At 47.1% G+C, this 23,228-nt stretch carries 25 protein-coding genes; 17 read left to right on the top strand and 8 right to left on the bottom strand.

What is annotated here, in order from left to right; genetic code table 11:
- The first annotated feature begins 5 nt into the window (after positions 1 to 5).
- Complete coding sequence (locus KNO78_RS04885) at positions 6 to 524, top strand: hypothetical protein (protein WP_214690810.1); 519 nt, start codon at positions 6 to 8, stop codon at positions 522 to 524.
- Between the two features lie 31 nt (positions 525 to 555).
- Here the strand turns inward: KNO78_RS04885 and KNO78_RS04880 are convergent, their stop codons facing one another.
- Entirely contained in the window at positions 556 to 1,713 is a 1,158-nt protein-coding gene (locus KNO78_RS04880) for an MFS transporter (protein ID WP_214690811.1), read from the bottom strand.
- 157 nt (positions 1,714 to 1,870) lie between these two features.
- On the opposite strand from KNO78_RS04880, the gene KNO78_RS04875 reads away from it, so the two are divergent.
- From KNO78_RS04875 to KNO78_RS04865, 3 genes are read left to right on the top strand one after another with little or no spacing between them, the layout of a single operon-like run.
- Entirely contained in the window at positions 1,871 to 2,803 is a 933-nt protein-coding gene (locus KNO78_RS04875; RefSeq protein WP_214690812.1) for an alcohol dehydrogenase catalytic domain-containing protein, read from the top strand.
- A gap of 23 nt (positions 2,804 to 2,826) precedes the next feature.
- Positions 2,827 to 3,420 (top strand): GNAT family N-acetyltransferase, encoded by a 594-nt coding sequence (locus tag KNO78_RS04870; RefSeq protein WP_214690813.1) that lies wholly within the window; start codon positions 2,827 to 2,829, stop codon positions 3,418 to 3,420.
- A gap of 34 nt (positions 3,421 to 3,454) precedes the next feature.
- Positions 3,455 to 4,015, top strand: a complete 561-nt coding sequence (locus tag KNO78_RS04865; protein ID WP_214690814.1) for a histidine phosphatase family protein — start codon at positions 3,455 to 3,457, stop codon at positions 4,013 to 4,015.
- Positions 4,016 to 4,099: 84 nt separating this feature from the next.
- On the opposite strand, the gene KNO78_RS04860 is transcribed toward KNO78_RS04865, so the two are convergent.
- Entirely contained in the window at positions 4,100 to 5,104 is a 1,005-nt protein-coding gene (locus tag KNO78_RS04860) for a tyrosine-type recombinase/integrase (RefSeq protein WP_214690815.1), read from the bottom strand.
- Positions 5,105 to 5,205: 101 nt separating this feature from the next.
- Between KNO78_RS04860 and hflX the strand changes: the two genes are divergently transcribed.
- The 4 genes from hflX (at position 5,206) to glnA (ending at position 9,639) form a co-directional block, all read left to right on the top strand.
- Positions 5,206 to 6,453 (top strand): GTPase HflX, encoded by a 1,248-nt coding sequence (gene hflX / locus KNO78_RS04855; RefSeq protein ID WP_078147034.1) that lies wholly within the window; start codon positions 5,206 to 5,208, stop codon positions 6,451 to 6,453.
- Between the two features lie 2 nt (positions 6,454 to 6,455).
- Positions 6,456 to 7,754, top strand: coding sequence for a methionine gamma-lyase family protein (locus tag KNO78_RS04850; protein WP_214690816.1), 1,299 nt, complete (start codon positions 6,456 to 6,458; stop codon positions 7,752 to 7,754).
- A 92-nt stretch (positions 7,755 to 7,846) separates the two neighbouring features.
- A complete protein-coding gene (locus tag KNO78_RS04845; RefSeq protein WP_031423479.1) occupies positions 7,847 to 8,251 on the top strand; it encodes a MerR family transcriptional regulator in 405 nt (134 codons plus the stop codon).
- 47 nt (positions 8,252 to 8,298) lie between these two features.
- Positions 8,299 to 9,639 carry a type I glutamate--ammonia ligase gene (gene glnA / locus KNO78_RS04840; RefSeq protein WP_214690817.1) on the top strand — a complete coding sequence of 447 codons (1,341 nt, stop codon included), beginning with the start codon at positions 8,299 to 8,301 and terminating at the stop codon, positions 9,637 to 9,639.
- Positions 9,640 to 9,728: 89 nt separating this feature from the next.
- Here the strand turns inward: glnA and KNO78_RS04835 are convergent, their stop codons facing one another.
- The 3 genes from KNO78_RS04835 to lexA form a co-directional block, all read right to left on the bottom strand.
- Positions 9,729 to 10,604, bottom strand: coding sequence for an AraC family transcriptional regulator (locus KNO78_RS04835; protein ID WP_159562400.1), 876 nt, complete (start codon positions 10,602 to 10,604; stop codon positions 9,729 to 9,731).
- Positions 10,605 to 10,795: 191 nt separating this feature from the next.
- Positions 10,796 to 11,236, bottom strand: a complete 441-nt coding sequence (locus KNO78_RS04830; RefSeq protein ID WP_214690818.1) for a metal-binding protein — start codon at positions 11,234 to 11,236, stop codon at positions 10,796 to 10,798.
- A complete protein-coding gene (gene lexA, locus KNO78_RS04825) occupies positions 11,236 to 11,856 on the bottom strand; it encodes a transcriptional repressor LexA (RefSeq protein ID WP_031423487.1) in 621 nt (206 codons plus the stop codon). Before lexA ends, KNO78_RS04830 begins: the two co-directional genes overlap by 1 nt.
- A gap of 203 nt (positions 11,857 to 12,059) precedes the next feature.
- On the opposite strand from lexA, the gene KNO78_RS04820 reads away from it, so the two are divergent.
- From KNO78_RS04820 to KNO78_RS04790, 7 genes are all read left to right on the top strand, one after another.
- Positions 12,060 to 12,296 (top strand): hypothetical protein, encoded by a 237-nt coding sequence (locus tag KNO78_RS04820; protein ID WP_074036863.1) that lies wholly within the window; start codon positions 12,060 to 12,062, stop codon positions 12,294 to 12,296.
- A 71-nt stretch (positions 12,297 to 12,367) separates the two neighbouring features.
- A complete protein-coding gene (locus KNO78_RS04815; protein WP_031423490.1) occupies positions 12,368 to 13,012 on the top strand; it encodes a YneB family resolvase-like protein in 645 nt (214 codons plus the stop codon).
- 60 nt (positions 13,013 to 13,072) lie between these two features.
- On the top strand, positions 13,073 to 13,306 hold the full coding sequence (locus tag KNO78_RS04810) for a DUF896 domain-containing protein (RefSeq protein WP_196430815.1): 234 nt from the start codon (positions 13,073 to 13,075) through the stop codon (positions 13,304 to 13,306).
- A gap of 199 nt (positions 13,307 to 13,505) precedes the next feature.
- Positions 13,506 to 15,497: a transketolase gene (gene tkt / locus KNO78_RS04805; RefSeq protein ID WP_074036867.1), complete on the top strand. Its 1,992-nt coding sequence runs from the start codon at positions 13,506 to 13,508 to the stop codon at positions 15,495 to 15,497.
- A gap of 125 nt (positions 15,498 to 15,622) precedes the next feature.
- On the top strand, positions 15,623 to 15,856 hold the full coding sequence (locus tag KNO78_RS04800) for a YneF family protein (protein ID WP_012726454.1): 234 nt from the start codon (positions 15,623 to 15,625) through the stop codon (positions 15,854 to 15,856).
- Between the two features lie 125 nt (positions 15,857 to 15,981).
- A complete protein-coding gene (locus tag KNO78_RS04795; RefSeq protein WP_031423496.1) occupies positions 15,982 to 17,736 on the top strand; it encodes an ABC transporter transmembrane domain-containing protein in 1,755 nt (584 codons plus the stop codon).
- On the top strand, positions 17,726 to 19,489 hold the full coding sequence (locus tag KNO78_RS04790; protein ID WP_159562399.1) for an ABC transporter ATP-binding protein: 1,764 nt from the start codon (positions 17,726 to 17,728) through the stop codon (positions 19,487 to 19,489). Before KNO78_RS04795 ends, KNO78_RS04790 begins: the two co-directional genes overlap by 11 nt.
- 77 nt (positions 19,490 to 19,566) lie before the next feature.
- Here the strand turns inward: KNO78_RS04790 and KNO78_RS04785 are convergent, their stop codons facing one another.
- Entirely contained in the window at positions 19,567 to 19,749 is a 183-nt protein-coding gene (locus KNO78_RS04785; RefSeq protein ID WP_078147026.1) for an aspartyl-phosphate phosphatase Spo0E family protein, read from the bottom strand.
- Positions 19,750 to 19,937: 188 nt separating this feature from the next.
- Between KNO78_RS04785 and KNO78_RS04780 the strand changes: the two genes are divergently transcribed.
- Positions 19,938 to 20,636 carry a cytochrome c biogenesis CcdA family protein gene (locus KNO78_RS04780; protein ID WP_012726450.1) on the top strand — a complete coding sequence of 233 codons (699 nt, stop codon included), beginning with the start codon at positions 19,938 to 19,940 and terminating at the stop codon, positions 20,634 to 20,636.
- A gap of 19 nt (positions 20,637 to 20,655) precedes the next feature.
- The gene (locus KNO78_RS04775) at positions 20,656 to 21,108 is read left to right on the top strand and encodes a CcdC family protein (RefSeq protein ID WP_031423499.1); all 453 of its coding nucleotides are present in this window, start codon (positions 20,656 to 20,658) and stop codon (positions 21,106 to 21,108) included.
- Between the two features lie 33 nt (positions 21,109 to 21,141).
- Here the strand turns inward: KNO78_RS04775 and KNO78_RS04770 are convergent, their stop codons facing one another.
- Both KNO78_RS04770 and KNO78_RS04765 read right to left on the bottom strand, forming a co-directional pair.
- The gene (locus KNO78_RS04770) at positions 21,142 to 22,701 is read right to left on the bottom strand and encodes a solute symporter family protein (RefSeq protein WP_031423500.1); all 1,560 of its coding nucleotides are present in this window, start codon (positions 22,699 to 22,701) and stop codon (positions 21,142 to 21,144) included.
- Positions 22,698 to 23,027 carry a DUF485 domain-containing protein gene (locus KNO78_RS04765; protein ID WP_214690819.1) on the bottom strand — a complete coding sequence of 110 codons (330 nt, stop codon included), beginning with the start codon at positions 23,025 to 23,027 and terminating at the stop codon, positions 22,698 to 22,700. The genes KNO78_RS04770 and KNO78_RS04765 overlap by 4 nt, the downstream gene beginning before the upstream one ends.
- Between the last annotated feature and the right edge of the window lie 201 nt (positions 23,028 to 23,228).

Raw genomic sequence — 23,228 nt, 5'->3', positions numbered from 1 at the left:
CGACAATGGAGTTTGAGGATCTATTCTTCTATCATGGGATGATTCATGTGTTTGATTTTCAGCATGATTTAGAATCGAGTTGCCTCACCTTTCAAGTGAAATTACTCGATCACCAGAGAAAGCGAAACACGACATTCCGTGAACGAGTCGAAGCGGGAGGCGTTCATTGCCAGAGAGAAGTGATCAATGTAAAACTATGTTTTGAAGACGTCATCTATATGGAGGTCATTCAAGAGTCATTTGCGGATGGAATCATGGATGAACCGTCAGATGAGTTCGAGGGTTCGCAAATCAAACGATTCGAGCAATCCGGATATTTGGATTTCTTGACACGAACGCGTTTCTCGTTTTGGGAAGTGATACATGACGATTCAACAATCTTCACGCACTATCGTATTTGCGGTCTGAACTCAGTTTTAGAAATCGTCACGCTTTCGGAACCGACCGTTGCATCTGTGATTTCACTCGATTGTAATCGAAAAGGAAGTCCAACCATATACTTCGGTGGAAAGTTCTATACATAAGGCGCCCTCTCTTAGAGAAGGCGCCTCTTGTTTATACAGATGATACGGTCAACATAGACTGTTCAGTCAATCGTCCGATCCAAATCAACGGAAGGGTCAAAAGTGTTCCGAGAAGGTAAACCGAATCGATCGGTAGTCCATCCGCAAGAAGACCGAAAAGCAAACTCCCCACACTGAATGCGAGGGCGTATCCCGTTTGTTGCACACTATATACATAGGGAAGTCGCGCAGTCGGGATCTGTTCTTGAATGACGGTATTCGCCTGGATGATCCGCATTTGTGTGGCTGCCCCTTGAATCACTAACGCCAAAATCGCAAACGCGAGATGCTCGGTCACGCCGAACAACATGGCGGCAACAATGGATAAGACGGCAGTCGAAGGTAGCGAGGGTGCTCGACGAGACCGATAAAGATAGGCACTCGCCGCAATCATACTAATCAAAAATGATGCGTTAAGAGTTCCCCACCAGCCTGTATCGACTTGCAGATGTCGCTCGAGATAGACGAGGAGCAACGCTGAAATCCAAAGCGTGCTGACAAATGATTCATACGTCACAAACCAAGTCACACGACGAGCGAATGGTGACGTTCTTACATAAGTAAGACTATCGCGTAAGGTAATCGATTCCTCCGTTCCATCATCGACGATGTCTTCCGTAAGCGATTGACAGAAGTAAATCGTCACAACCGTTGAAAGGCTGAAGAGAACGAGTGAAACGATTAATGCAAAGGCGCTAGACGAGAGAGAGACGAGCATCGTCCCGAGCGGCCACATCGCGAGTTGGATGAACTGATTGGAACCTTGAACTAGGCTGTTCGCTTGTTGACGATTCGTCGCCAAACTTGGGATGAACGAGGCTTGAATCGGACGTGCGAATCCATCGAGAAATGCAATCCACATGACGAGTCCGAGAATAAGAATCGAATCCGTGAAGAGAACGAGCACAAGGGTGATCGTCTTCATCAGTTGTGACAGGACGAGCGTTTTCCCGAGAGAGTAGCGACTGAGGATGCGGGCGAAAAAGAGTCCGCTGAGCGTCATACCGGCAGTCACGGCAATCGGGAAGCTGGCCGCCATGAGAGCGGATCCAGTTTGTTGATACAGCAAGGCAATGAGCGCGACGATGTACAGGACATCGCCAATGTTTGCGAGCCATTGGCTAACGAGCAGTGTGTAAAAGGATTTCATCACAAATCTCCTCCGAATCTATTCAATTTGGTGGGTTGGACGAATCGTTTTTACACATTTTCACCTCTTCATAAAATGATATAAAAATAATTATACAAAATTTGATTAATTCTGTAAACTTGTCATATGGGTGAAATTGTCATAGTAGGAGGATGGAATGATTCAACAAGCTTTGAAACTCGTAGGTAAAAAGAAGTTGGAGTGGGTTACAACACGAATACCTGCTCTTGAGGCTGATCAGGTTTTGATTAAAACCATTGCCACCGCCATTAGTGTTGGGGCAGAGCTTCCTCAATATGACGAAACGGATTTGACTGACTCGAGTCCGGTTTATCCCCGAAAAGTGGGATATGAGAGTTATGGGATCATTGTGGATAGAGGAGAAAGTGTGACTTCGCTCAATATCGGAGATCGGGTGCTCGCCTTCTATGGACAACAAACATATGGGATTGTCTCTGAACAAAAAGCGTTTTACGTTCCGCCGGAAGTGGATTATAAAACAGCGTTGTTAGCGATTTTGTCTTGCGATGCAGCAAAAGGGGTTAGAAAGTTAGCACCATCCTCTACCGATTCGGTCATTGTTTCCGGTCTAGGAACGATGGGGTTACTCGCAATCTATTATCTACGAACCTATTATGGTGTGACGATGATTGATGCGATCGATCCGGATTCGAATCGGAAAGAACTGGCTCATACGTTTGGAGTTGGCCGTGTATATACCCCGAATGAAGTGAAGGAGAGCTTCTATGATTACGGCATTGAATGTTCGGCTCGTAATGATGGTTTCATGAACCTTCAACAAGCTGTTAAGCCGAATAAATCTATCTGTATTTTGTCAGATGGCAATCGAGAAGGGTTGATGTTGCAACCGCATTTTTTTGAAAAAGAGTTACATATCGTCGGATCGAGTGATGGATGGGATTATAAAGAACATTTCAGGTGGTATTTTGAAGTGAGCCGACATACACCATACGTAAGAAAGATTTTTGAATTGGACATTGACCAATATAGATTGATTGATACGTTTGAAAAACTAAATAAACGCGTCATAAATCCAATTAAGGTTGCAGTGACATATGAGGACAAATGAATAAATAATGAGGATGGGACTATATGCTTGAATATAAACTAAATGACGATGTCACACTGAGAATGTTCAATACAGACGATGCGGACGAGTTATTTAAGCTGACGATTGCATCGAAGCCTTATTTGCGAGAGTGGCTTGGCTGGCTCGACTATATTGAGACGGTGGAAGACTCGAAGCAGAACATAGAGGGACGAATCAAAGGGTTGATTGAAACGGGCGGGCGCCCAAAATCGTTCGCTTTGATGTATAAAGGAGCACTGGCCGGAACAATTGGATTTAACGAAATCGATCGTGGTATTCAATGTGGCACAATCGGATACTGGCTCGGACAAGAGTTTCAAGGGAAAGGCATCATGAGTCAAGCGCTCGAGACCATCATCGAGTATGGGTTTCAAGATTTGAAACTAAATAAAATTGAGATCCGAGTCGCGACAGAGAATGTGAAGAGTCGGGCACTTCCGGAACGATTCGGCTTTAAGGAAGAAGGGGTCATTCGAGATGCGGAGTGGCTGTATGACCGTTACGTCGATCATGTCGTCTACGGGTTGTTGCGACATGAATTTTTGCAGCTAAACCATCATTCTAAAGCTTATGATGAGGCTGGACATCGTATGTAAACAACGACGAGACATTATAAAAGGGGACTACTGAATGACAACTATATATTTTGTCAGACATGCACATTCTACCTATACACCAGACGAATTCGCCAGACCGTTATCTGAGAAAGGAATGCATGATGTTGCTGAAATTACAAACCTTCTAATCGATGAGGGGATCGATATCGTGACTTCGAGTCCATATAAACGAGCCGTTCAAACCGTAAAAGGCATCGCGGATTATCTTGGACAGGACGTTGTAGTGTCGGATGATTTGAGAGAGCGAACCTTGACTTCAGAACCGGCTAAAGACTTTACAAGCGCGATGGAGACCGTTTGGAAAAATCCTGCGTTCGCATGGGAAGGGGGAGAGTCGAACGATCAGGCTCAATCTAGAGGGGTAGAGGCTCTCATATCACTGCTCCGTACGTACGAAGGGAAAAAAGTGGTGCTCGGCACACATGGAAATATTATGGTTCTCATGCTGAATTATTTTGATGCGCGATATGGATATGAATTTTGGAAAGAACTCGACATGCCGGATATCTATAAGGCGACTTTTGAGAACAACACATTGATGAGTGTCGAGAAGTTATATAAACCTCAAGGTTAGAAATCGATTGACTATAGATGGTAAGGATCAAGTTGTCTTCGCACCATTGGATAACCTGAAATCGTACAGACCAAGACCCGCCCTTCACGAGAGGGCGGGTCTTTCGTCTGACTCAAATAACTCAGTTCCGAACTCTTCATACGCCTGTTCATACCGGCGGAGGGAAGATTCCTTATGCATACAGGTGATATTCATCCGCTCGGATGGTGTCAGATCGACCGCATATGTCTTCAACACATGGGCGTTTCGAAGCATCGATGGCGTGACGGAGCGCGCGAGTCCACTTCGTTCGTTCAACTGCCGCATCATTTTCGTAATCATGACGATCGTCAATTGCTTCGGTTGATTCTTCGCATACACCCAGCGGAACGTCATCCGGGCAAAATCGAATGAGACGAAGACCGGGTCTTCTGAATACCAACGTGGTCGTACCGGGGTCGGGATATCAGCCAGGTAATTCATGAGCAACGATTGATCTTCTTGTGACAGCTTCAACGTGAAACGGTTTCCGAGACGATCATACACGTCGAAGGTGTGATCGGCCAGATGCAAGTCGCTCATTCGCAAACGGATGATGTGATGGACACGCAATCCATATTTATAGAAAAGCGTCACAATCAGTTCGTTCCGATTGACGAGATAAGGATGAGCTTGGAGCTGATTCTCACTCAGTCCTCTTGTCGAACGAATCGTTTGAACGAGTCGGTCGAATTCAGATTCGAGTGCGACTTGGTCGACTGTCAACGTATGTGCCGGTTGGGAATAGGCAAGCATCTTTTTACGAAGCGGATTTAAAAATTGGGTCAGGCTATTGATGACCGTGACGATTCTTGCGACGGTCGCCTGTTGATAGTGCTTCTCTTCGATTAAGAAGTCATTCACGAATGTCTTCCACGATTCGAGCGGAACGTCTAACCAGTCCGTCGGTTCGTTCAGTTCGACATTGTGGTCGTGAAAGTATTTATGCACGTCAATCAAGTCGTAGCGATATCGCTTAAGCGTCGAGGGTTGACGACCGCTGGCGCCGAGATGATAGAGGTACGTTTCAATAAATTCCGGGAGCGGGTAGTCTTTTCTTCGTTTCGTCATGGTCGAGCCTCCTTCTTCCTTTATCCTACCACAAACGGACGTTCTCTATACGCTGATTCGTGGTAAGATGGAAGGTGAGACTTTATGGAATGAGGGATTACATGATTGAACGTGAAAAAGTTGTCATCGTCGGTTGTCAGTTGCCTAGTACCGATGATTGGACATATGAACAGTCGATGGGCGAGCTCGTCGAACTCGTGGACACGGCGCAAGGCGAAGTCGTTGCCAGACTCGACCAAAAGCGTCAACAAATCGACCGTCGTACCTTTATCGGGAAAGGGAAAATCGAGGAACTCGCGATGCTCGTCGAACAGTTCGAGCCGGACTTATTGATTTTCAACGCCGAATTGACACCGGCACAGTCGAAAAACATTCGCATCGCCTTGAACGACCCAGATGAGATGAAGTTGATTGACCGCACACAGCTCATCTTGGACATCTTTGCGAGCCGTGCGCAATCGCGCGAAGGGAAATTGCAGGTCGAACTCGCGCAGATGAACTATTTGCTGCCGCGTCTCATCGGTCAAGGCACACAGCTTTCGCGACTCGGTGGTGGAATCGGGACGCGTGGTCCTGGTGAGACGAAACTTGAATCGGATCGTCGTCACATCAAGCGCCGCATCGATGAAATCACGAAACAGCTCGAGGGAACAGTCGCACACCGTGGACGTTACCGAGAACGCCGAAAAGAAAACAGGGTATTCCAAGTCGCGCTCGTCGGGTATACGAATGCTGGGAAGTCGACAATCTTTAACCGATTGACCGATGCCGACACGTACGAGCAGGATGAATTGTTTGCGACGCTCGACCCGTTGACGCGCGAGCTCGAACTTCCGCGAGGTGGGAAAGTACTGATCACAGATACGGTCGGATTCATCCGTGATTTGCCGACGAAACTCGTTGCCGCGTTTCGTTCGACATTAGAAGAAGTTGTCGGTGCCGACTTGATCCTTCATGTCATCGATGCATCGAACCCACATTATCTGAATCAAATCGATACGACGAATGCGGTATTAGAGGAACTCGGTGCGAGTGAGGTGCCTCAGCTCGAGGTATATAATAAGAAAGACCGTCTCACGGAAGACTTCGTCGGCGGACCGTTATTGATCTCGGCAATCGCCTCGGAAGATATCGTGACGTTGACAGGTGCTCTCGAGGATAAGATTGCGGACATTTTGACAAAAGTCCATGTCATTCTCCCGGTGACGGCGTTTGAACACTACCACCCGGCCAAAGAGGCGATGTATCGTCTCGAAGAGAGCTTTTTAGATGACGGTTCTGTCGAATTAGTAGGTTATATGAGAGAAGACACGCGTCTATATGCGACGCTAAAACAATTTGAGGTGTAAGTATGTGGCAAGAAAAGATTGAACATTATGATGCGCTCGCGCCGTTCGTAAAAAAAGCGGAGGCACGGGTCAAACCGTTTTTCGAAAGGATTGACGAGACGGCCGAATTCAACCAGTATCGCGTCCTAGAATCGTTTAAAAAGCATAAAGTGTCGGATTTTCATTTTAATCCGACGACGGGATATGGATATGACGATATCGGTCGAGACACCCTCGAGTCGATTTATGCGGATGTTTTTGGAGCCGAGCTCGCGCTATGCCGACCACAAATCATCTCCGGTACCCATGCAATCGGGATTGCCTTGTTTGGTGTCCTTCTACCAGGTGATGAGCTACTCTATATCACTGGGAAGCCTTATGACACGCTTGAGGAGATTGTCGGCATCCGTGGCGATGGTCGCGGTTCGTTAAAAGAACTCGGTGTCCATTACGATACTGTCGAATTAAAAGAGGAACGTGAAATCGACATCGACCGCGTCCTCGAACGGATTCGTCCTGAGACGAAGCTCGTTGGGATTCAGCGATCGAAAGGGTATGCGAACCGTCGCAGTATTCCAGTCGATGAAATCAAAGTGGCCATCGAACGGATTAAAGCGGAACATCCGCATGTGTATGTGTTCGTGGACAATTGTTACGGTGAGTTTGTCGAGACGATCGAACCGACGCACGTCGGGGCTGACTTGATGGCTGGTTCTCTCATCAAAAACCCAGGCGGTGGATTGGCGAAGACGGGCGGTTATATCGCTGGTACGAAAGAGTTAATTGAACGGTGTTCGTTCCGTATGACGACCCCAGGTATCGGAAGTGAAGCCGGACCATCACTCTACTCGCTTCAAGAGATGTATCAAGGCTTCTATATGGCACCTCATACAGTCGCACAGGCATTAAAAGGGGCCCATTTGACGGCAAGTCTATTGTCTTTGATCGGATTCGAGACAGATCCCCACTATACGACTCCACGAACGGACTTGATTCAGTCGGTGACGTTCCGTGACCGCGACAAGATGATTGCGTTTTGTCAGAGCATCCAAATGGCATCGCCGGTCAATGCCCATGCGTTACCGGTGCCGGCCTATATGCCGGGTTATGAAGATGACGTCATCATGGCAGCTGGGACGTTCATTCAGGGTTCTTCCATCGAGCTGTCTGCCGATGGTCCGCTTCGGGCACCGTACACGGCGTACGTTCAAGGTGGTCTGACGTATGCTCACGTAAAAGTCGCGCTCATGTTGGCGTTGAGCCAATTACACGGTAAAGAATTGGTCGAATTCAATGACCAAAATCAGCCGACACATTTGTAACTAATCTGTCATGTTAACTTTCTTAACATCTATTGACAGGATTGTTGTCATATATTATTCTCACATTGTGAGACAGAAAAGGAGGGGTAAGGATGGCCGATCAATTTCGTCGCTCCAACCCGTTGTTTCCGATTGGAATCGTCCAAGATTTGACGCAACTGACAGGTAGACAGATTCGGTATTACGAAGAACAGGGTCTGATTTCGCCTAGTCGGACGGAATCGAAACGACGACTTTATTCCTTTAATGATGTCGAACGTCTACTCGCAATCAAGGATTACATTGATCAAGGCTTTAACTTGGCGGCGATTCGCCACATGTTAGAGCAAGAAGGTGAAAAAGAAGCGGAAGCATCTGCTCCGGCCGCACCGGTCAGTGAAGCACCGAAGGTTTCGGAAAAAGAGTTACATCATTTGTTGAAAACACAGCTTCAAGAAGCCGGTCGTTTCAATAAGACGTCGCTCATTCAAGGTGAGCTTTCACGTTTCTATCGATAACGCCGCACACATCAACCATTACGCAATGTGAGAGGGGACATTTTACCATGGCCAGAAAAACGTTCACAAAAGAAGACATTAAACGCATCGCACAAGAGGAAGACGTACGCTTTATTCGTCTTCAATTCACGGACATCCTCGGAACAATCAAAAACGTCGAGGTGCCGATCAGCCAATTGGACAAAGCACTTGATAACAAGATGATGTTTGACGGATCGTCAATCGAAGGATTCGTCCGCATCGAGGAATCAGACATGTACTTGTATCCAGACCTCAACACGTGGGTTGTCTTCCCGTGGACAGATGGCAGCGGAAAAGTTGCTCGCTTAATTTGCGATATTTATAACCCAGACGGTACACCATTCAGCGGTGACCCGCGCGGTACACTCAAGCGTAACCTTGAGAAGATGCAAAAACTTGGTTTCACAGCGTTCAACGTTGGACCAGAGCCAGAGTTCTTCTTGTTCAAAAAAGACGCATCAGGTCGTCCGACTCTTGAACTCAACGACCAAGGTGGATACTTCGACTTGGCACCAGTTGACCTCGGTGAGAACTGTCGTAAAGAGATCGTCATCGAACTTGAAAACATGGGCTTTGAAATCGAAGCATCACACCACGAAGTAGCACCAGGACAACACGAAATCGATTTCAAATACGCAGATGCTGTCACGACGGCAGATAACATCCAAACGTTCAAACTCGTCGTTAAGACGATCGCAGCGAAGTATGGTCTTCACGCGACTTTCATGCCGAAGCCGCTCTTCGGGGTAAACGGTTCAGGGATGCATGCGAACATGTCACTCTTCAAAGGCGACACAAACGTCTTCTACGATCCAAACGGCGACATGGAACTTTCAGACACAGCTCGCGCGTTCACAGCCGGTATCTTGGAGCACGCTCGTGCCTTCACGGCAGTATGTAACTCGACTGTCAACTCATACAAGCGTCTCGTACCAGGCTACGAAGCACCTTGCTATGTTGCATGGAGCGCACGTAACCGTTCGCCACTCGTACGTGTACCAGCGGCACGTGGTCTCTCGACTCGTATCGAAGTACGTTCGGTTGACCCAGCGGCGAACCCGTACCTTGCACTTGCTGCCCTCTTGGCTTCGGGTCTTGACGGGGTCGAAAAAGATTTGAATGCACCTAAACCAATCGATAGCAACATCTACGTGATGGACAAGCCAGAGCGTGTAGCGAACGGAATCGACGATCTCCCGGCGACACTCTTCGACGCACTCGAAGTCCTTCGTGCGGACAAAGTCGTGATGGACTCACTTGGTGAGCATATCGGTGAACACTTCCTCGAGTTGAAAGAAATCGAGTGGGATATGTTCCGTATGCAAGTAACAGAGTGGGAACGCGATCAGTACATGACGCTCTACTAAATAGAAGAGATACATTAAAGAGTATGGAGCATCCCTCAATTTGGGTTGCTCCATACTCTTTTTGATAAATCATAATTGCGGAGATATCTTTATGATTCCGGCTCTTCTCTAACCTTCACAGGGACCCAAACCTCGCTATATACGTTGTCATATCCTGTTTCTATTTTGCTAAATGAAATGCTTGGCAAGTCTTGAAGTGCGTATCCCGAAGAAGGTAACCATTCTGCATAGGTTCTTGCCATCGTCTCTTGTAGAGTGCTTGGGAATGGTCCAGTGTTCGGGAAGATTGCCCATAAACTTTTTGGGATTGAGATCACTTCGAGATCGTCATACTTAATTTCTCTTGTCGTGGCGAAACCGATCATATGTGTCAAATAACCTTCTTCTTCTAAGTGACCGTCATCAAAATTGAACGATGCGTTCAAGGCACGATGCGGATATAAATTGCCCAATTCATGCATGTGAGCCCGTTGCTCTTCCGTAATCGACTTCGCTAGTTCCATGATTTCTTCGTTGACTCCCTCGAATTGAATAGGGACACGCTTTGAAACTCCAACGATTTGAAAAGCTTCTTTCTCTTCTAACTTGAACTCCATTGATGTTCCTCCTTTTATATCGATATAAAACGTGAAGCGAGGGAACGACTTTTGAATGTGATTCTTCATGACTTCAGAAGGCAAATGACCAGACCAATCTCGAAACGCTCTGGAAAACCCTTCGACCGATTGATATCCATAGAGATATGCGATTTCTGTTACGCTTGAACCATGAACCAATTTTTCATTTGCGATAGAAAACCGTCGATTTCGTATATAAGTGTGAAGTGTCATTCCTGACATATACGAAAACATCCTCTTAAAATGGTGAGCAGATAGTCCGGTGATTTTTGTGATCTCTGAATCTAAAAGTTCTTCCGTTAAGTGCTGTTCGATAAAGTCCATCAGCTCATTTAATGCTTTTACCATCAAGTTCTCCTCCTTCATAGTTTGACCATATCGGATTTCTTCCAACTCATCTCGATAATTTGCGTGCGGGAAAGATCGGGTCGTATTAGTTTAAGCATTTCATTCATAAAATGGATACCCTATAACACGTTATCATTCCAATTAAAACAAAGGACCACCTTCTGTACTTCACGAAGGTGGTCCTTTGTTGGTTAAAACGCTTTTTTGAAAAACGTTGAAGTATAGTCGAGCGTCGTATGCAGTGTCGTCGCAAACACGAGCCCTAAAAAGAAGGACATGCCATGAATGTCGACCCATGAGCGGATTTCCTCTTCGTAAGCCGTGAAGGGCAGAAGCAGCACGAGCGGGAACCCGATATATGCAATCCGAATCATATCACTCAAAGCAGGTAAGTGCGAGAAGAGCGAACGGTGCGGCATGAGCTTTACGTAAGGGAGCCAAATCAGTTTGAGAGGTCCCCATCGATAATAGGCGTCTGATTTCAAATCGAGGTCCGGGGAGAGCCAGAGTGTACCGATGATGGCACCGATGATCAATGAGAACGGAACATCGATTTCAAGAAAAGGCGTGGCAACCGCGAGTGCTCCGGTTGCCACGAGATTCGTACGGGTATGGGTCTTGCCACTAGCCATTAATGAATCGTCCGGTATACACCGATAACCTTCCCTAAAATCGAGACGTTGTCAAAATACATCGCTTCTAACTCGTCGTTCTCCGGTTGAAGGCGGACCTTCGAAGCTTCTTTGTAAATTCGCTTCACGGTCGCTTCGCCTTCTTCCGTCATGGCGACGACAATCTCTCCATTGTCGGCCGTGCTCTGCTGGCGGACGAGCACCCGGTCTCCGTCTAAAATTCCTGCATTGATCATCGAATCCCCAGAGACAGACAACATATATACATTATCTGACCCGACGATATGTGCTGGAAGAGGGAAGTGCTCTTCCACGTTCTCGATGGCGGTGATCGGTGTCCCGGCAGTGACCTTCCCGATGACCGGTACGTACATGACGGACTCTTGCTCTTCCATTGTCGGCATATCTTCAGTCAAAATTTCAATTGCGCGAGGCTTCGTCTTATCTCGACGAATCAATCCACGCTTCTCTAAACGATCTAGATGACCGTGTACGGTCGAACTAGATGCAAGACCGACGGCTTCTCCAATTTCACGAACAGAAGGCGGATAACCTTTTGCCCGTACTTCGTCTTTGATGAAATCAAGAATCTGCTGTTGTCGCGCTGACATTTTTTTCATTATGTTCACCTCGATATAATCGAATAACCTGCAATCGCATCCTATTCTTTATGTGTCTAGTGTAACACAAGAACACATGAGCGTACAAACATTCGTTCGTTTTTTTGTATTGACCGAACACGGGTTCTTGTTTTATGATGAGAACAGATAAACGAACAAACGTTCTAACGAACATATATTCTTATACAGGAGGCAATGTAATCATGAAAGATACACTCAACGGAATCATTTTAGTCGGGATGCTCTTAGTCGGGATGTTCGCTTTTTATTTGGCTGGTGAAATGCGAGGGGAACCAAAAGTTGTCGATCCGGTCGTCACGTCAGAGCGGACAATCGAAGAAGAGGTTGCGTACGTCGAAGCAGAATCACTCGAAGCACAGATCATGGCAGAGCGTGAAGAGCATAACGAACGAAAAATGAAATGGTATGCCGCTGAGTGATCTTTCTTCATTGCGAACCAATCTTAAACTGTGTATCGTAACAAATGAATGCAATGAAAGGGAGTGGTGCGATGCGGGTCGTCATCTATTGCCGGGTATCGACGAACAAGTCTACCCAAGAGACATCACTCAGTCGGCAAGTCGAAGAATTACAGCAGCTGGCTTCGGGATTAGGGGCCGACGTCATAGATGTCATCACAGAGCAAGAGAGCGGTTATGAAGTCAATCGACAAGGGCTACTTGATTTACTGGACCATGTATCCACTTCTCAGCTCGATGCCGTGCTCGTCACGGACGACAGTCGCTTAGGACGAGGGAATGCTAAGATTGCGATCTTGCATACTTTAATGAAGCATGACGTGCGATTGCTGACGATGCAGTCTACGTCGGACTATGTCGTTTCCGATGCAGAGAAGATGGTATTGGAGATTGTCAGTGTTGTCGAAGAATATCAACGAAAAATTCACAATGCGAAAATCTCGCGTGGGATGCGTCGTGCGGTCGCTAACGGATTTAACCCACAGCGCAACATTCAAAATCATGATCAAGGTGGGCGACATCGAATTGAAGTGCCAATCGAAGAGATTATCCAATTGCGTGAACGTGGCTTGACGTTCGCTGAGATTGCGGCGACGCTACGTGGATTTGGCTATGAGGTCTCGAAGGCAACGGTCAATCGACGATATCTTGAGCACCAGTCGGTTGCTGAAACTTGATTCTTCCTCTCTGATTTTGTAAAGTATAAGAACAAATTCACTAGAGAGGGGGCGAGTCATATGTTAGCACCAGGACAATTGGAGCGAATCAACTTCCTCGCCAACAAAGCGAAGACAGAAGGACTGTCTGAAGAAGAAATGAACGAGCAACAAGACTTGCGTCAAGAATATTTGAAGGCGTTTCGTCAATCGTTCAAATCACAAATGATGGGTATGAAAGTCGTCGATCCAGATGGAAATGACGTTACACCAGAGAAGTTGAAAGAAGATCAAAAACGCTATCGCGGTGAGTGATACCGAATGCACATCCTATTTCGCATAGGATGTGCATTTTTGTTATACACGAACACGCATCAGACGAACGGATTACATGCTATTTCATGCAATAGAAGGAAACGATTTCATCAAATGTGTTATACTAATTAATTAGTTGTGACACACGATTGAGTATGATAAAATATGACGGGTAGAAAACCTTCTTAACACAGAGAGGATGAAATTAGTGGAAACAACTACTAAAGAATTATTAGCGATTAACTCGATTCGGACGCTCTCAATTGATGCAGTCCAAAAAGCGAACTCTGGTCACCCAGGGATGCCAATGGGCGCTGCCCCGATGGCGTTTACACTTTGGACAGATAAAATGCGTCACAACCCGAAAAACCCGAACTGGTTCAACCGTGACCGTTTCGTGCTCTCAGCGGGTCATGGATCGATGCTCTTGTATTCGCTCCTTCACTTGTCTGGCTATGATTTGTCGATGGACGATTTGAAATCATTCCGTCAAATGGACTCGAAGACACCTGGTCACCCTGAGTACCGCCACACGGCTGGGGTAGATGCGACAACGGGCCCACTTGGACAAGGGATTGCGATGGCTGTCGGGATGGCCATGGCAGAGAAACACTTAGAAGCGACTTACAACCGCGACGAGTTCAACGTCGTTGACCACTACACGTTCGGCATTTGCGGTGACGGAGACTTGATGGAAGGTGTATCTGCGGAGGCGGCTTCCCTCGCAGGTCACTTGAAGCTCGGTAAACTCGTCGTTCTTTACGATTCAAACGATATCTCTCTCGATGGCGACCTTCATAAGTCGTTCTCTGAAAGCGTAGAAGACCGTTTCAACGCTTACGGATGGCAAGTCATTCGTGTCGAAGACGGAACGGACATCGATTCAATTGCAAAAGCGATCGATGCTGCGAAAGCAGAGACGTCGAAGCCGACATTGATCGAAGTCAAGACGGTCATCGGATTCGGTTCACCGAACAAGTCGGGTAAATCGGCATCACACGGTGCGCCACTTGGAGACGCTGAAATCGAATTGACGAAACAGTTCTACAAATGGGAAGGCGAGTCATTCTACGTTCCAAACGAAGTATATGACTTATTCAACGAGAAAGTTGTCGAGCCTGGCGCGAAATATGAGTCAGACTGGAACGAACTCGTTGAAGCGTATAAAGCGGCACACCCTGAGCTCGGAGCACAGTTCGAGCGCGCGATGAACAATGACCTTCCTGAAGGTTGGGATAGCGAGTTGCCGACTTTCGAAATCGGTTCGAAAAAAGCAACACGTCAAACGAGCGGTGAAGTGTTGAACGCAATCGCAAAAGCAGTACCGACACTCTTTGGTGGTTCGGCTGACCTTGCTGGATCGAACAACTCGATGATCAAAGGTGCGGTAGACTTCGATGAAGACCCAGCTGGTCGTAACATCTGGTTCGGTGTTCGTGAGTTCGCGATGGCGGCAGCTGTGAACGGTATGGCCCTTCACGGTGGTGTTCTTCCTTACGGTGCGACGTTCTTCGTCTTCTCGGATTACCTCCGTCCTGCAGTCCGTCTCGCAGCACTTATGGGACTTCCATCGACGTTCATCTTGACGCACGACTCAATCGCAGTCGGTGAAGATGGTCCAACGCACGAGCCGGTCGAACATTTGATGAGCTTCCGCGCGATGCCGAACCTCTCTGTTCTTCGTCCTGCTGACGGCAAAGAAACGATTGCAGCTTGGAAACAAGCGGTGACATCGAAAACGACTCCTTCACTTCTCGTCTTGACTCGTCAAGCGTTACCAGAACTCGAAGGTACATCTATTGAAACGGCAGCAAAAGGAGCTTACGTCGTTGCAGGTGAATCGAAAGATGCAGACGTTCTCTTGCTCGGTACAGGTTCTGAAGTACACGTTCTCGTTGAAGCGCGTGAACAGCTCGCGTCAGAAGGCGTGAAAGCGGCAGTCGTCTCGATGCCATCATGGGAACTCTTCGAAGCGCAATCTGCAGAGTACAAAGAATCTGTCCTTCCATCTTCAGTCACGAAACGTGTATCACTTGAAGCGGGTGCGACACTTGGATGGTACAAATATGTAGGATTCGGTGGTAAGGTACTCGGAATCGACAAGTTCGGAGCATCTGCACCTGGTGACCTCCTCATGAAAGAATACGGCATGTCAGTCGACAACGTCGTCAATGCAGTAAAATCACTTTAATCTCTAGTTAGATTGTTGTGACGGCCAATCGTTTGGCCGTCACTTTTTTTCTGGACGACTAGCGAAGTTGTTCAATTTAGTGTATAGTAAAAAACGATGTTTCATATGGTAGAGGAGGTAAAGCCTTGAGTACATTATTCTGGATTCTTCTTGTCGTGGCAGCACTCATCGGGGGTATCGCGATTGGATTCTTTATCGCGCGTAAATACATGATGAACTACCTTGAACAGAACCCGCCAATCAATGAAGATATGATTCGTACGTTGATGATGCAGATGGGTCAAAAGCCATCACAGAAGAAAGTCAACCAAGTGATGCGCGCCATGAACGTGCAGATGAAAAACGAAAAGAAATCATAATCAATCACGAAAGCACTTCGGTTCCCGAAGTGCTTTTTTGTTTCCTCTTTTTGTTAGACAATCGAACAAACTTTCGCTACGATTAATGAATAATCTTCATCTAAAGACAAAGGGGGGCGTTTCACATTCGTGTATTCAAACAATTATCTTGGTTTTTGCGTCTTGAGTGGAAGACGTACGCGCTCGGCATCGTCTTACTGATCTTCGTGGCTGGTCTAGAACTGATTCCACCACGCATCATCGGACGGATTGTCGATGAGATTAACCGTGGTTCGCTTTCGTCCGACACACTCTGGCTGTTATTAGGGGGACTTGCTGCTGTTGGGATTGGAAATTATGTCGCCCGCTTCTTTTGGCGCTATTTTATCTTCGGCGCATCGATTCGTCTAGGAAGAATGCTTCGTAGCCAACTATATCGGCATTTCACAGATCTTGATCAGCGATTTTATAAAAAGTCACGGGTCGGTGATTTGATGGCCCATGCGACAAATGATGTACAAGCCGTATCGATGACGGCCGGTGCGGGGATTTTAACACTCGTCGATAGCGTGACACTTGGGACGTTCGTCATCATCACGATGATTACAACAATCAGCTGGAAATTGACGCTCGTCGCCTTACTACCGTTACCAATCATGGTCGCTTTGACAACGCGATATGGAAAGATGTTACATAGCCGATTCGGGGTCGCCCAAGCGGCATTTTCAGAATTGAATGACAAAGTGCAGGAAAGCGTCAGTGGCGTCCGTGTCTTAAAGTCGACGGGGGAAGTCGATCGGGATGTGGAATCGTTTGAGAACTTATCGAGTGAAGTCATGGCGAAAAACGTACGAGTCGCGAAGATTGATGCCTTATACGACCCGACCATCTTCGGAATTGTCGGATTGTCTTATATCCTTTCGGTCGGGTATGGAGCCGTCTTGATTGAACAAGGCGAATTGACGATTGGACAGATTGTCAGCTTCACAGCTTATTTGGCACTGTTGACATGGCCGATGTTAGCCTTTGGATGGTTGTTCAATATCGTGGAGCGTGGACGCGCGTCTTACGACCGAATTGAGCGAATGCTCGCCGTCAAACCTGAGATTCAAGACGACCGCATGGCTGCGACGACCCTTTCTCATTCAGAGGTGGAGGTCGATATTCGAAACTTCGCCTATGACGAGACCGTTGTGCTCCACAATGTCCATTTTCGGATTGAACGTGGAAAAACAATCGGGATTGTCGGCAGAACAGGTGCAGGGAAGACGACGATTGTCCGTCTATTGACGCGTGAGTATGATGTGAAAGATGGAAAGATTAAAATCGGTGGGATCAACATCCGCCAAGTGAAAAAATCACTTCTGATGGATAAAATTGCGGTCGTTCCACAAGATCATTTCTTGTTCTCGGATTCGATTGCGAACAATATCGCGTTCGGAAGGCCTGAAGCGAGCATGGAAGAAATCATCGAAGCAGCTAAGGTTGCTGAGGTGCATGAAGATATTGTCCGTCTTCCGGAAGGATATGCGACACTCGTCGGTGAACGTGGAGTCACATTATCAGGAGGGCAAAAACAACGGATTTCCATCGCGCGGGCGCTTATGACAGCGGCGGATGTATTGATATTAGATGATGCGCTATCTGCGGTCGATGCGAAAACGGAAGAGTCGATTATCGAGCATTTTCGAGTCGGTAATCCAGATCAGGCGCGCGTCATTGTCGCACATCGTCTTTCGGCTGTAGAACACGCTGACGAGATTCTCGTGATTGAGGACGGAAACATCATTCAAAGAGGTCGCCATGAGGCATTGCTTCAAGAGACGGGCTGGTATCGTGAGACATATGATCGTCAGCAACTTGAAGCGATTGTAGAAGGGGGGGGACACGATGAAACATGATGTCCAAGAATGGCAAGTCATCAAGCGCCTGCTCAGTTACGCGAAACGGTACGGAAAACCGCTAAGTGTTGCCTTCGTATTTCTCTTGATTGCGACAGGTGCAAAGTTGGCAGGACCGTTTCTAATCAAAGTGTTTATCGATGAATTCGTCACACCAGGTGTCTACCCGACGAACTGGGTCATCGCTCTTTTTGCTGTCTATATGGTGCTTCATTTGTCGGCGATTGTATTTGACTATCTGCAATCCATATCTTTTCAAAAAATCGCCTTAAAAATTGTGCAAAACATTCGGATGGACATCTTCCGTCACGTTATGGGGATGCGACTTGCCTACTTTGACCGCACACCAGCGGGAGTCCTTGTATCGCGTATCACGAATGATACGGAGGCCGTAAAAGAGCTCTATGTCGGGGTGATGAGTACGTTCGTTCAGTCTGCCGTTCAGTTGATTGGGACGTATATCTTCCTCTACATCTTGGAGCCCCCGCTCGCGACGATGGGACTCATCTTGTTGCCTCTCTTCTGGCTTATCATTTGGGCGTATCGTCGTTTCTCGACGAAATATTTCGCGCAAGTGCGGGATTTGTTGTCACAACTCAACGCCCAGTTGAACGAATCCATCAATGGGATGGGCATCATTCAACAATTTCGTCAAGAAGAGCGTCTCATTCGTCAGTTCGAAGAGACGAACGAAGCGCATCAGGAGGCACGATATCGGAACTTAAAACTCGATAGCATGTTACTCCGCCCGATTATCGAATTGCTTCTCGCCTTCTCCATCATCGGTCTGCTCGGTTATTACGGGGTACTCTCGATGAGTGAACAAGTTCAAGTAGGGGTCGTGTATGCTTTCATCAGCTATATTGAACGTATTTTCCGTCCCGTGCTTGATATCATGCAACGATTAAGCGAATTTCAACAAGCCGTCGTATCAGCCGACCGTGTCTTCAAAATTTTAGATACGGATGAGCCGGCTCCAGGTAAACAGATGCCTGGTGAAGCACGAATCACTGATGGGGAAGTTCGGTTCGAAAATGTGACATTCAGTTACGACGGAGAAGTTGACGTGTTGAAACAGATTTCTTTCGTTGCTAAACCAGGTGAGACGGTTGCGCTCGTTGGTCATACTGGGAGCGGTAAGAGTTCAATCATCAATTTGTTGACACGTTTTTATCCATATGAATCTGGTCGCATCACGATTGACGGGCAACCGCTCGAACAGTTCGAGGAGCAAGAGCTTCGTCAACAAGTCGGGCTTGTCCTACAAGACCCATTCTTATTTACGGGAACAATCGAAGAGAATTTGAAGCTGTTCAATCCAGTCATCGATTCTGAGCGCGCGCGTGAAGCTGCTGAATTCGTCCAAGCTCATACATTCATTGAAAAGTTGGACGCTGGCTATGGCCATGTCGTCGGAGAGCGTGGAGCGACGTTCTCAAGCGGGGAGCGTCAATTGCTCGCATTTGCCCGTACGGTCGCACGTAATCCAAAAGTGCTTATTCTCGATGAAGCGACGAGCTCGATCGATACCGAAACAGAGGAGCGTGTACAAACCGCGCTCGATCGGATGCGTCGCGGTCGGACGACAATCGCAATCGCCCACCGCCTGTCGACGATTCAAGATGCAGATTTAATTTTGGTTTTGCATCGTGGTGAAATCGTGGAACGCGGCAATCATCAACAGTTATTGAAACAAGACGGACTGTACAAAAAGATGTATGAACTGCAATCCGGACAACGTCTGATGTCTTGATTTGGAAAGGATACCTATTCAGGTGTCCTTTTTTCCATGGAAAAAGCTCGCCACACAAGGTGACGAGCTGTCAAGTTTCAAGAATGAAGTTTCTCTTTATTATGCTTTGATAGGACATGACGAGTGATTAAAGAGTCAAGTTCTTGGCTTACTGAAATGACTTCGGGTGAGGTCCAAGAATGCTTTGACGCGATTTTATACAGTTCATCACGTTTTTGTTCAATGGCCTGGTGTAGTGTATCTGCTGCGGTGACTGCCACGTTCGTTCCCCCATCATGTAAATTAGAATTTTGTGAACTGGAATATCCAAATCTTAGCACCTCCGTTTACAGATGACAAGTTTCATTTCCATTTCAAAAATTACAAAATGATGTTGCGGTTTGAAAGAAAAGATTCGAGCAATTTAAATAGGTTTTCGCTATAATGGTCGTGAAAGGTGGAAATCGTCATGGAAGTCACATTATGGCTCGCATTTGGGGCGGGCGTCTTATCGTTCTTGTCACCATGTACGCTCCCGTTGTATCCGGTCTTTCTCTCGTATATTACTGGGGTTTCCGTATCTGAGTTAAAAAATGAAGGATTAAAACAGCGTACAGCTTGGTTCCACACATTTTCGTTCTTATTCGGTTTTTCGATTGTCTTTCTCGTACTAGGATTGTCGACTTCATTGATTGCAGACGTCTTCATCCAATACAAGGACAGTCTACGCATGTTCGGCGCCATTTTGATTTTCGTGTTCGGCGTCTTTTTGGCGGGCTTATGGCAACCGCAATTTATGATGCGTGAAAAGAAAATGGATATCGGCGAACGAAAGAGCGGTTATTTTGGAACCGTTTTAATTGGTATTGGATTTGCGGCAGGCTGGACACCGTGCACAGGTCCGATTTTAGCTGGTGTGATCGCACTAGCCGCCACGAACCCGAGTCAAGGACTCGGCTATATGTTGGCGTATGTCATCGGGTTTGCAATTCCATTTTTGGTAATGGTCGCATTCGTTGGCAAGATCAAGTACTTAGCACGCAACAGTGCAAAAGTAGCAAAAGTCGGAGGCTATTTGATGATGGCGTTCGGCGTACTATTATATTTTGACGGAATGAATCGGTTCGCTGCATGGATGAGCGAGCTTGTCGGATTCACCGGATTTTAAGGGGTTGACCGAGATGTCAATGTTATGGGGGTCGACTCTCGTCGCGTTGTTAATGGGTATCGTAGCGAGCTTTGTTCGTGTAAAAGCATCGGCAAAGCCGACGAATGCGAAGAAAATTTTAATTCCACCACTTGCGATGACGACCGGGATGATTCAGTTTTTGATTCCCGCGTTTCGCTTATCATGGGTCGAAGTGGCTGAGGCCCTTGCGGTCGGACTCATCTTCAGTCTGTTTTTGATTAAGACATCCAATTTTGAAAAACGGGACGGCGAAGTGTATCTCTCGCGATCGAAAGCATTTTTTGTGGTCGTGTTCGCACTCCTTGCCATCCGTACAGCAATGAAGGTTTGGGTCGGTCATGAGGTCGATTTATTCTCTACAGGCGGATTGTTCTATTTGATTGCTTGGGGGATGATTGTCCCGTGGCGAATCGCCATGTATCAAAAATATAAACGAATCGCAATCACGTAATAATGGAGTGGCGTTGAGCCACTCCATTTTTATTTAATCTGCTTTCGTAGCGGCGACTTCTGTCTCCGCGTCGATTCCGGTGTTCGCCTTGACGAGTACACGTTCATAGTTGCCAGCAACTTCATCTGATTTCGTGACCAGTGTACCAATCACGGCAGCGATGAAACCAAGGGGGATTGATACAATCCCGGGATTGGATAGCGGGAAAAGGGCTTCACCGAGAAAAATGGCCGAACCGTCCGGAGCCCACAGGTTCGGACTGAGTGCGACTAGAATCAGTGAGGAGAACAAGCCGACGACCATTCCCCAAATGGCGCCACCTGTATTGAAGCGTCTCCAGAAAATCGTAAAGAGGATAACAGGTAAGTTCGCACTCGCCGCAACGGCGAAAGCGAGCGAGACAAGAAATGCAACGTTCATCGACTGGGCGAAAAAGGCTAGTCCCATTGAGACGAGGGCGACCGCAACTGAAGCGATTCGCGCGGCTTTCACTTGTTCAGTTTCTGTCGCTTCCCCTTTACGAATGATATGTCCGTAGAAGTCATGGGCGAAGGCGGAAGCAGCTGACAGTACGAGTCCAGCGACAACGGCAAGAATTGTCGCGAACGCGATTGCGGCAACGAAAGCGAACAAGAGGTCACCACCGAGCACTTGCGCGAGAAGAGGGGCCGCCATGTTGCCGGCAGGGTTTGCAGCGAGAATGGCATCACGTCCGACGAATGCTGCGGCACCGAAACCTAGGAAAATGGTCAAGATATAAAATGCACCGATGATCCATGTCGCATAGACGACGGATTGCCGAGCAGTCGGTGCATCTTTGACGGTGAAGAAGCGAATCAGAATATGAGGGAGCCCTGCCGTACCGAGCACGAGCGCCATGTTTAATGAAATGGTATCGAGCGGTAGCTTGAACTTGTTCCCAGGGTTCAAGAAGTCACTTCCGAGTGGGGTCGCTTTGCTGACTTCATTAAACATCGTCGTGACGGAGAAATCAAAACGAGCGAACACGAGAAATGAAATGATTGCCGTCCCAATCATCAGAAGTACGGCTTTTGTGATTTGTACCCAAGAAGTGGCCGTCATGCCACCGAAAACGACGTAGACTGTCATTAAGATTCCGACGACGACGACACTTGTCGTATAAGGGATTCCGAGTAACAGTTCAATCAAAGCACCCGCTCCGACGAGTTGCGCAATCATGTAAAAAATGGAGATGACAATCGCATTCATCGCTGCGACACCACGTACGCGAGGCTTGTTAAAACGTGCCGCAATCATGTCTGCCATCGTATATTTCCCAAGATTTCGCAATGGTTCGGCGACGAGATAGAGGACAACGAGATAGGCAACGAGGAAACCGATTGAATAGAAAAAACCATCGAATCCCGCAAGCGCAATCATACCTGCAATTCCGAGAAACGATGCGGCAGACATATAGTCGCCTGCAATGGCAAGACCGTTTTGAAATCCGGTCAATCCACCATCTGCCGTATAAAAATCGCTGGCAGTTTTTGTTTTTCTTGCTGCAAAGTATGTAATCACTAGCGTGAGTCCGACAATGGCGATAAAGAGGGCGATCGCGGTCCAATTCATGATCTCACCTCGTCTTTCAATTGTTCGACGAGTGCGTCAAAGCGACGGGCACGTCGACTATAAAGTACACAAAGTGTCCAGGTCATAATGAACTGGGAAAAGGCGAACGCCCAAGCCCAAGTGATGTCCCCGATGAGTGGTGTATTCAAGATCGTCGTATAGCTCGTCAGAATCGGGAGTGTGAAATAAAAGATGAGTGAGAAGATGATAGCTGGAACGATGAAGCGATTTTTTTCCCGCATTAACCGATGAAATGTCTCATGTTCGGTAATCATGTGGGCAGATTGATGGCTTGTCGCTTGTGAAACTTGTGTCACATCATGCATAATAGACCCTCCTTGACTGTAAGATAAATCCATTATGCGTTGTGAAAAACAATTCAGTCATTCCTTTTTTTCGTGTCGAAATGAAAGACGTTATATTAATATTGGTCATACCAATTTACTGTAAGCGTTTTCAATATTGTCTAATTCGTGAACGTTATTTCGATGTAATATAAAGCTCGAGAAAAGGTACTTTTGACCCAT

The sequence above is a fragment of the Exiguobacterium sp. s132 genome, assembly GCF_018617235.1.
Classification (GTDB): Bacteria; Bacillota; Bacilli; order Exiguobacteriales; family Exiguobacteriaceae; genus Exiguobacterium; species Exiguobacterium profundum.
This window is presented reverse-complemented; position numbering and strand designations above follow the sequence as displayed.

Excerpts from the sequence above, each read along its gene's own strand:
- KNO78_RS04885 (WP_214690810.1), top strand. The coding sequence starts at position 6 with ATGGAGTTTGAGGATCTATTCTTCTATCATGGGATGATTCATGTGTTT.
- KNO78_RS04880 (WP_214690811.1), bottom strand. The coding sequence starts at position 1,713 with ATGAAATCCTTTTACACACTGCTCGTTAGCCAATGGCTCGCAAACATT.
- KNO78_RS04875 (WP_214690812.1), top strand. The coding sequence starts at position 1,871 with ATGATTCAACAAGCTTTGAAACTCGTAGGTAAAAAGAAGTTGGAGTGG.
- KNO78_RS04870 (WP_214690813.1), top strand. The coding sequence starts at position 2,827 with ATGCTTGAATATAAACTAAATGACGATGTCACACTGAGAATGTTCAAT.
- KNO78_RS04865 (WP_214690814.1), top strand. The coding sequence starts at position 3,455 with ATGACAACTATATATTTTGTCAGACATGCACATTCTACCTATACACCA.
- KNO78_RS04860 (WP_214690815.1), bottom strand. The coding sequence starts at position 5,104 with ATGACGAAACGAAGAAAAGACTACCCGCTCCCGGAATTTATTGAAACG.
- hflX (WP_078147034.1), top strand. The coding sequence starts at position 5,206 with ATGATTGAACGTGAAAAAGTTGTCATCGTCGGTTGTCAGTTGCCTAGT.
- KNO78_RS04850 (WP_214690816.1), top strand. The coding sequence starts at position 6,456 with ATGTGGCAAGAAAAGATTGAACATTATGATGCGCTCGCGCCGTTCGTA.
- KNO78_RS04845 (WP_031423479.1), top strand. The coding sequence starts at position 7,847 with ATGGCCGATCAATTTCGTCGCTCCAACCCGTTGTTTCCGATTGGAATC.
- glnA (WP_214690817.1), top strand. The coding sequence starts at position 8,299 with ATGGCCAGAAAAACGTTCACAAAAGAAGACATTAAACGCATCGCACAA.
- KNO78_RS04835 (WP_159562400.1), bottom strand. The coding sequence starts at position 10,604 with ATGGTAAAAGCATTAAATGAGCTGATGGACTTTATCGAACAGCACTTA.
- KNO78_RS04830 (WP_214690818.1), bottom strand. The coding sequence starts at position 11,236 with ATGGCTAGTGGCAAGACCCATACCCGTACGAATCTCGTGGCAACCGGA.
- lexA (WP_031423487.1), bottom strand. The coding sequence starts at position 11,856 with ATGAAAAAAATGTCAGCGCGACAACAGCAGATTCTTGATTTCATCAAA.
- KNO78_RS04820 (WP_074036863.1), top strand. The coding sequence starts at position 12,060 with ATGAAAGATACACTCAACGGAATCATTTTAGTCGGGATGCTCTTAGTC.
- KNO78_RS04815 (WP_031423490.1), top strand. The coding sequence starts at position 12,368 with ATGCGGGTCGTCATCTATTGCCGGGTATCGACGAACAAGTCTACCCAA.
- KNO78_RS04810 (WP_196430815.1), top strand. The coding sequence starts at position 13,073 with ATGTTAGCACCAGGACAATTGGAGCGAATCAACTTCCTCGCCAACAAA.
- tkt (WP_074036867.1), top strand. The coding sequence starts at position 13,506 with ATGAAATTAGTGGAAACAACTACTAAAGAATTATTAGCGATTAACTCG.
- KNO78_RS04790 (WP_159562399.1), top strand. The coding sequence starts at position 17,726 with ATGAAACATGATGTCCAAGAATGGCAAGTCATCAAGCGCCTGCTCAGT.
- KNO78_RS04780 (WP_012726450.1), top strand. The coding sequence starts at position 19,938 with ATGGAAGTCACATTATGGCTCGCATTTGGGGCGGGCGTCTTATCGTTC.
- KNO78_RS04775 (WP_031423499.1), top strand. The coding sequence starts at position 20,656 with ATGTTATGGGGGTCGACTCTCGTCGCGTTGTTAATGGGTATCGTAGCG.
- KNO78_RS04770 (WP_031423500.1), bottom strand. The coding sequence starts at position 22,701 with ATGAATTGGACCGCGATCGCCCTCTTTATCGCCATTGTCGGACTCACG.
- KNO78_RS04765 (WP_214690819.1), bottom strand. The coding sequence starts at position 23,027 with ATGCATGATGTGACACAAGTTTCACAAGCGACAAGCCATCAATCTGCC.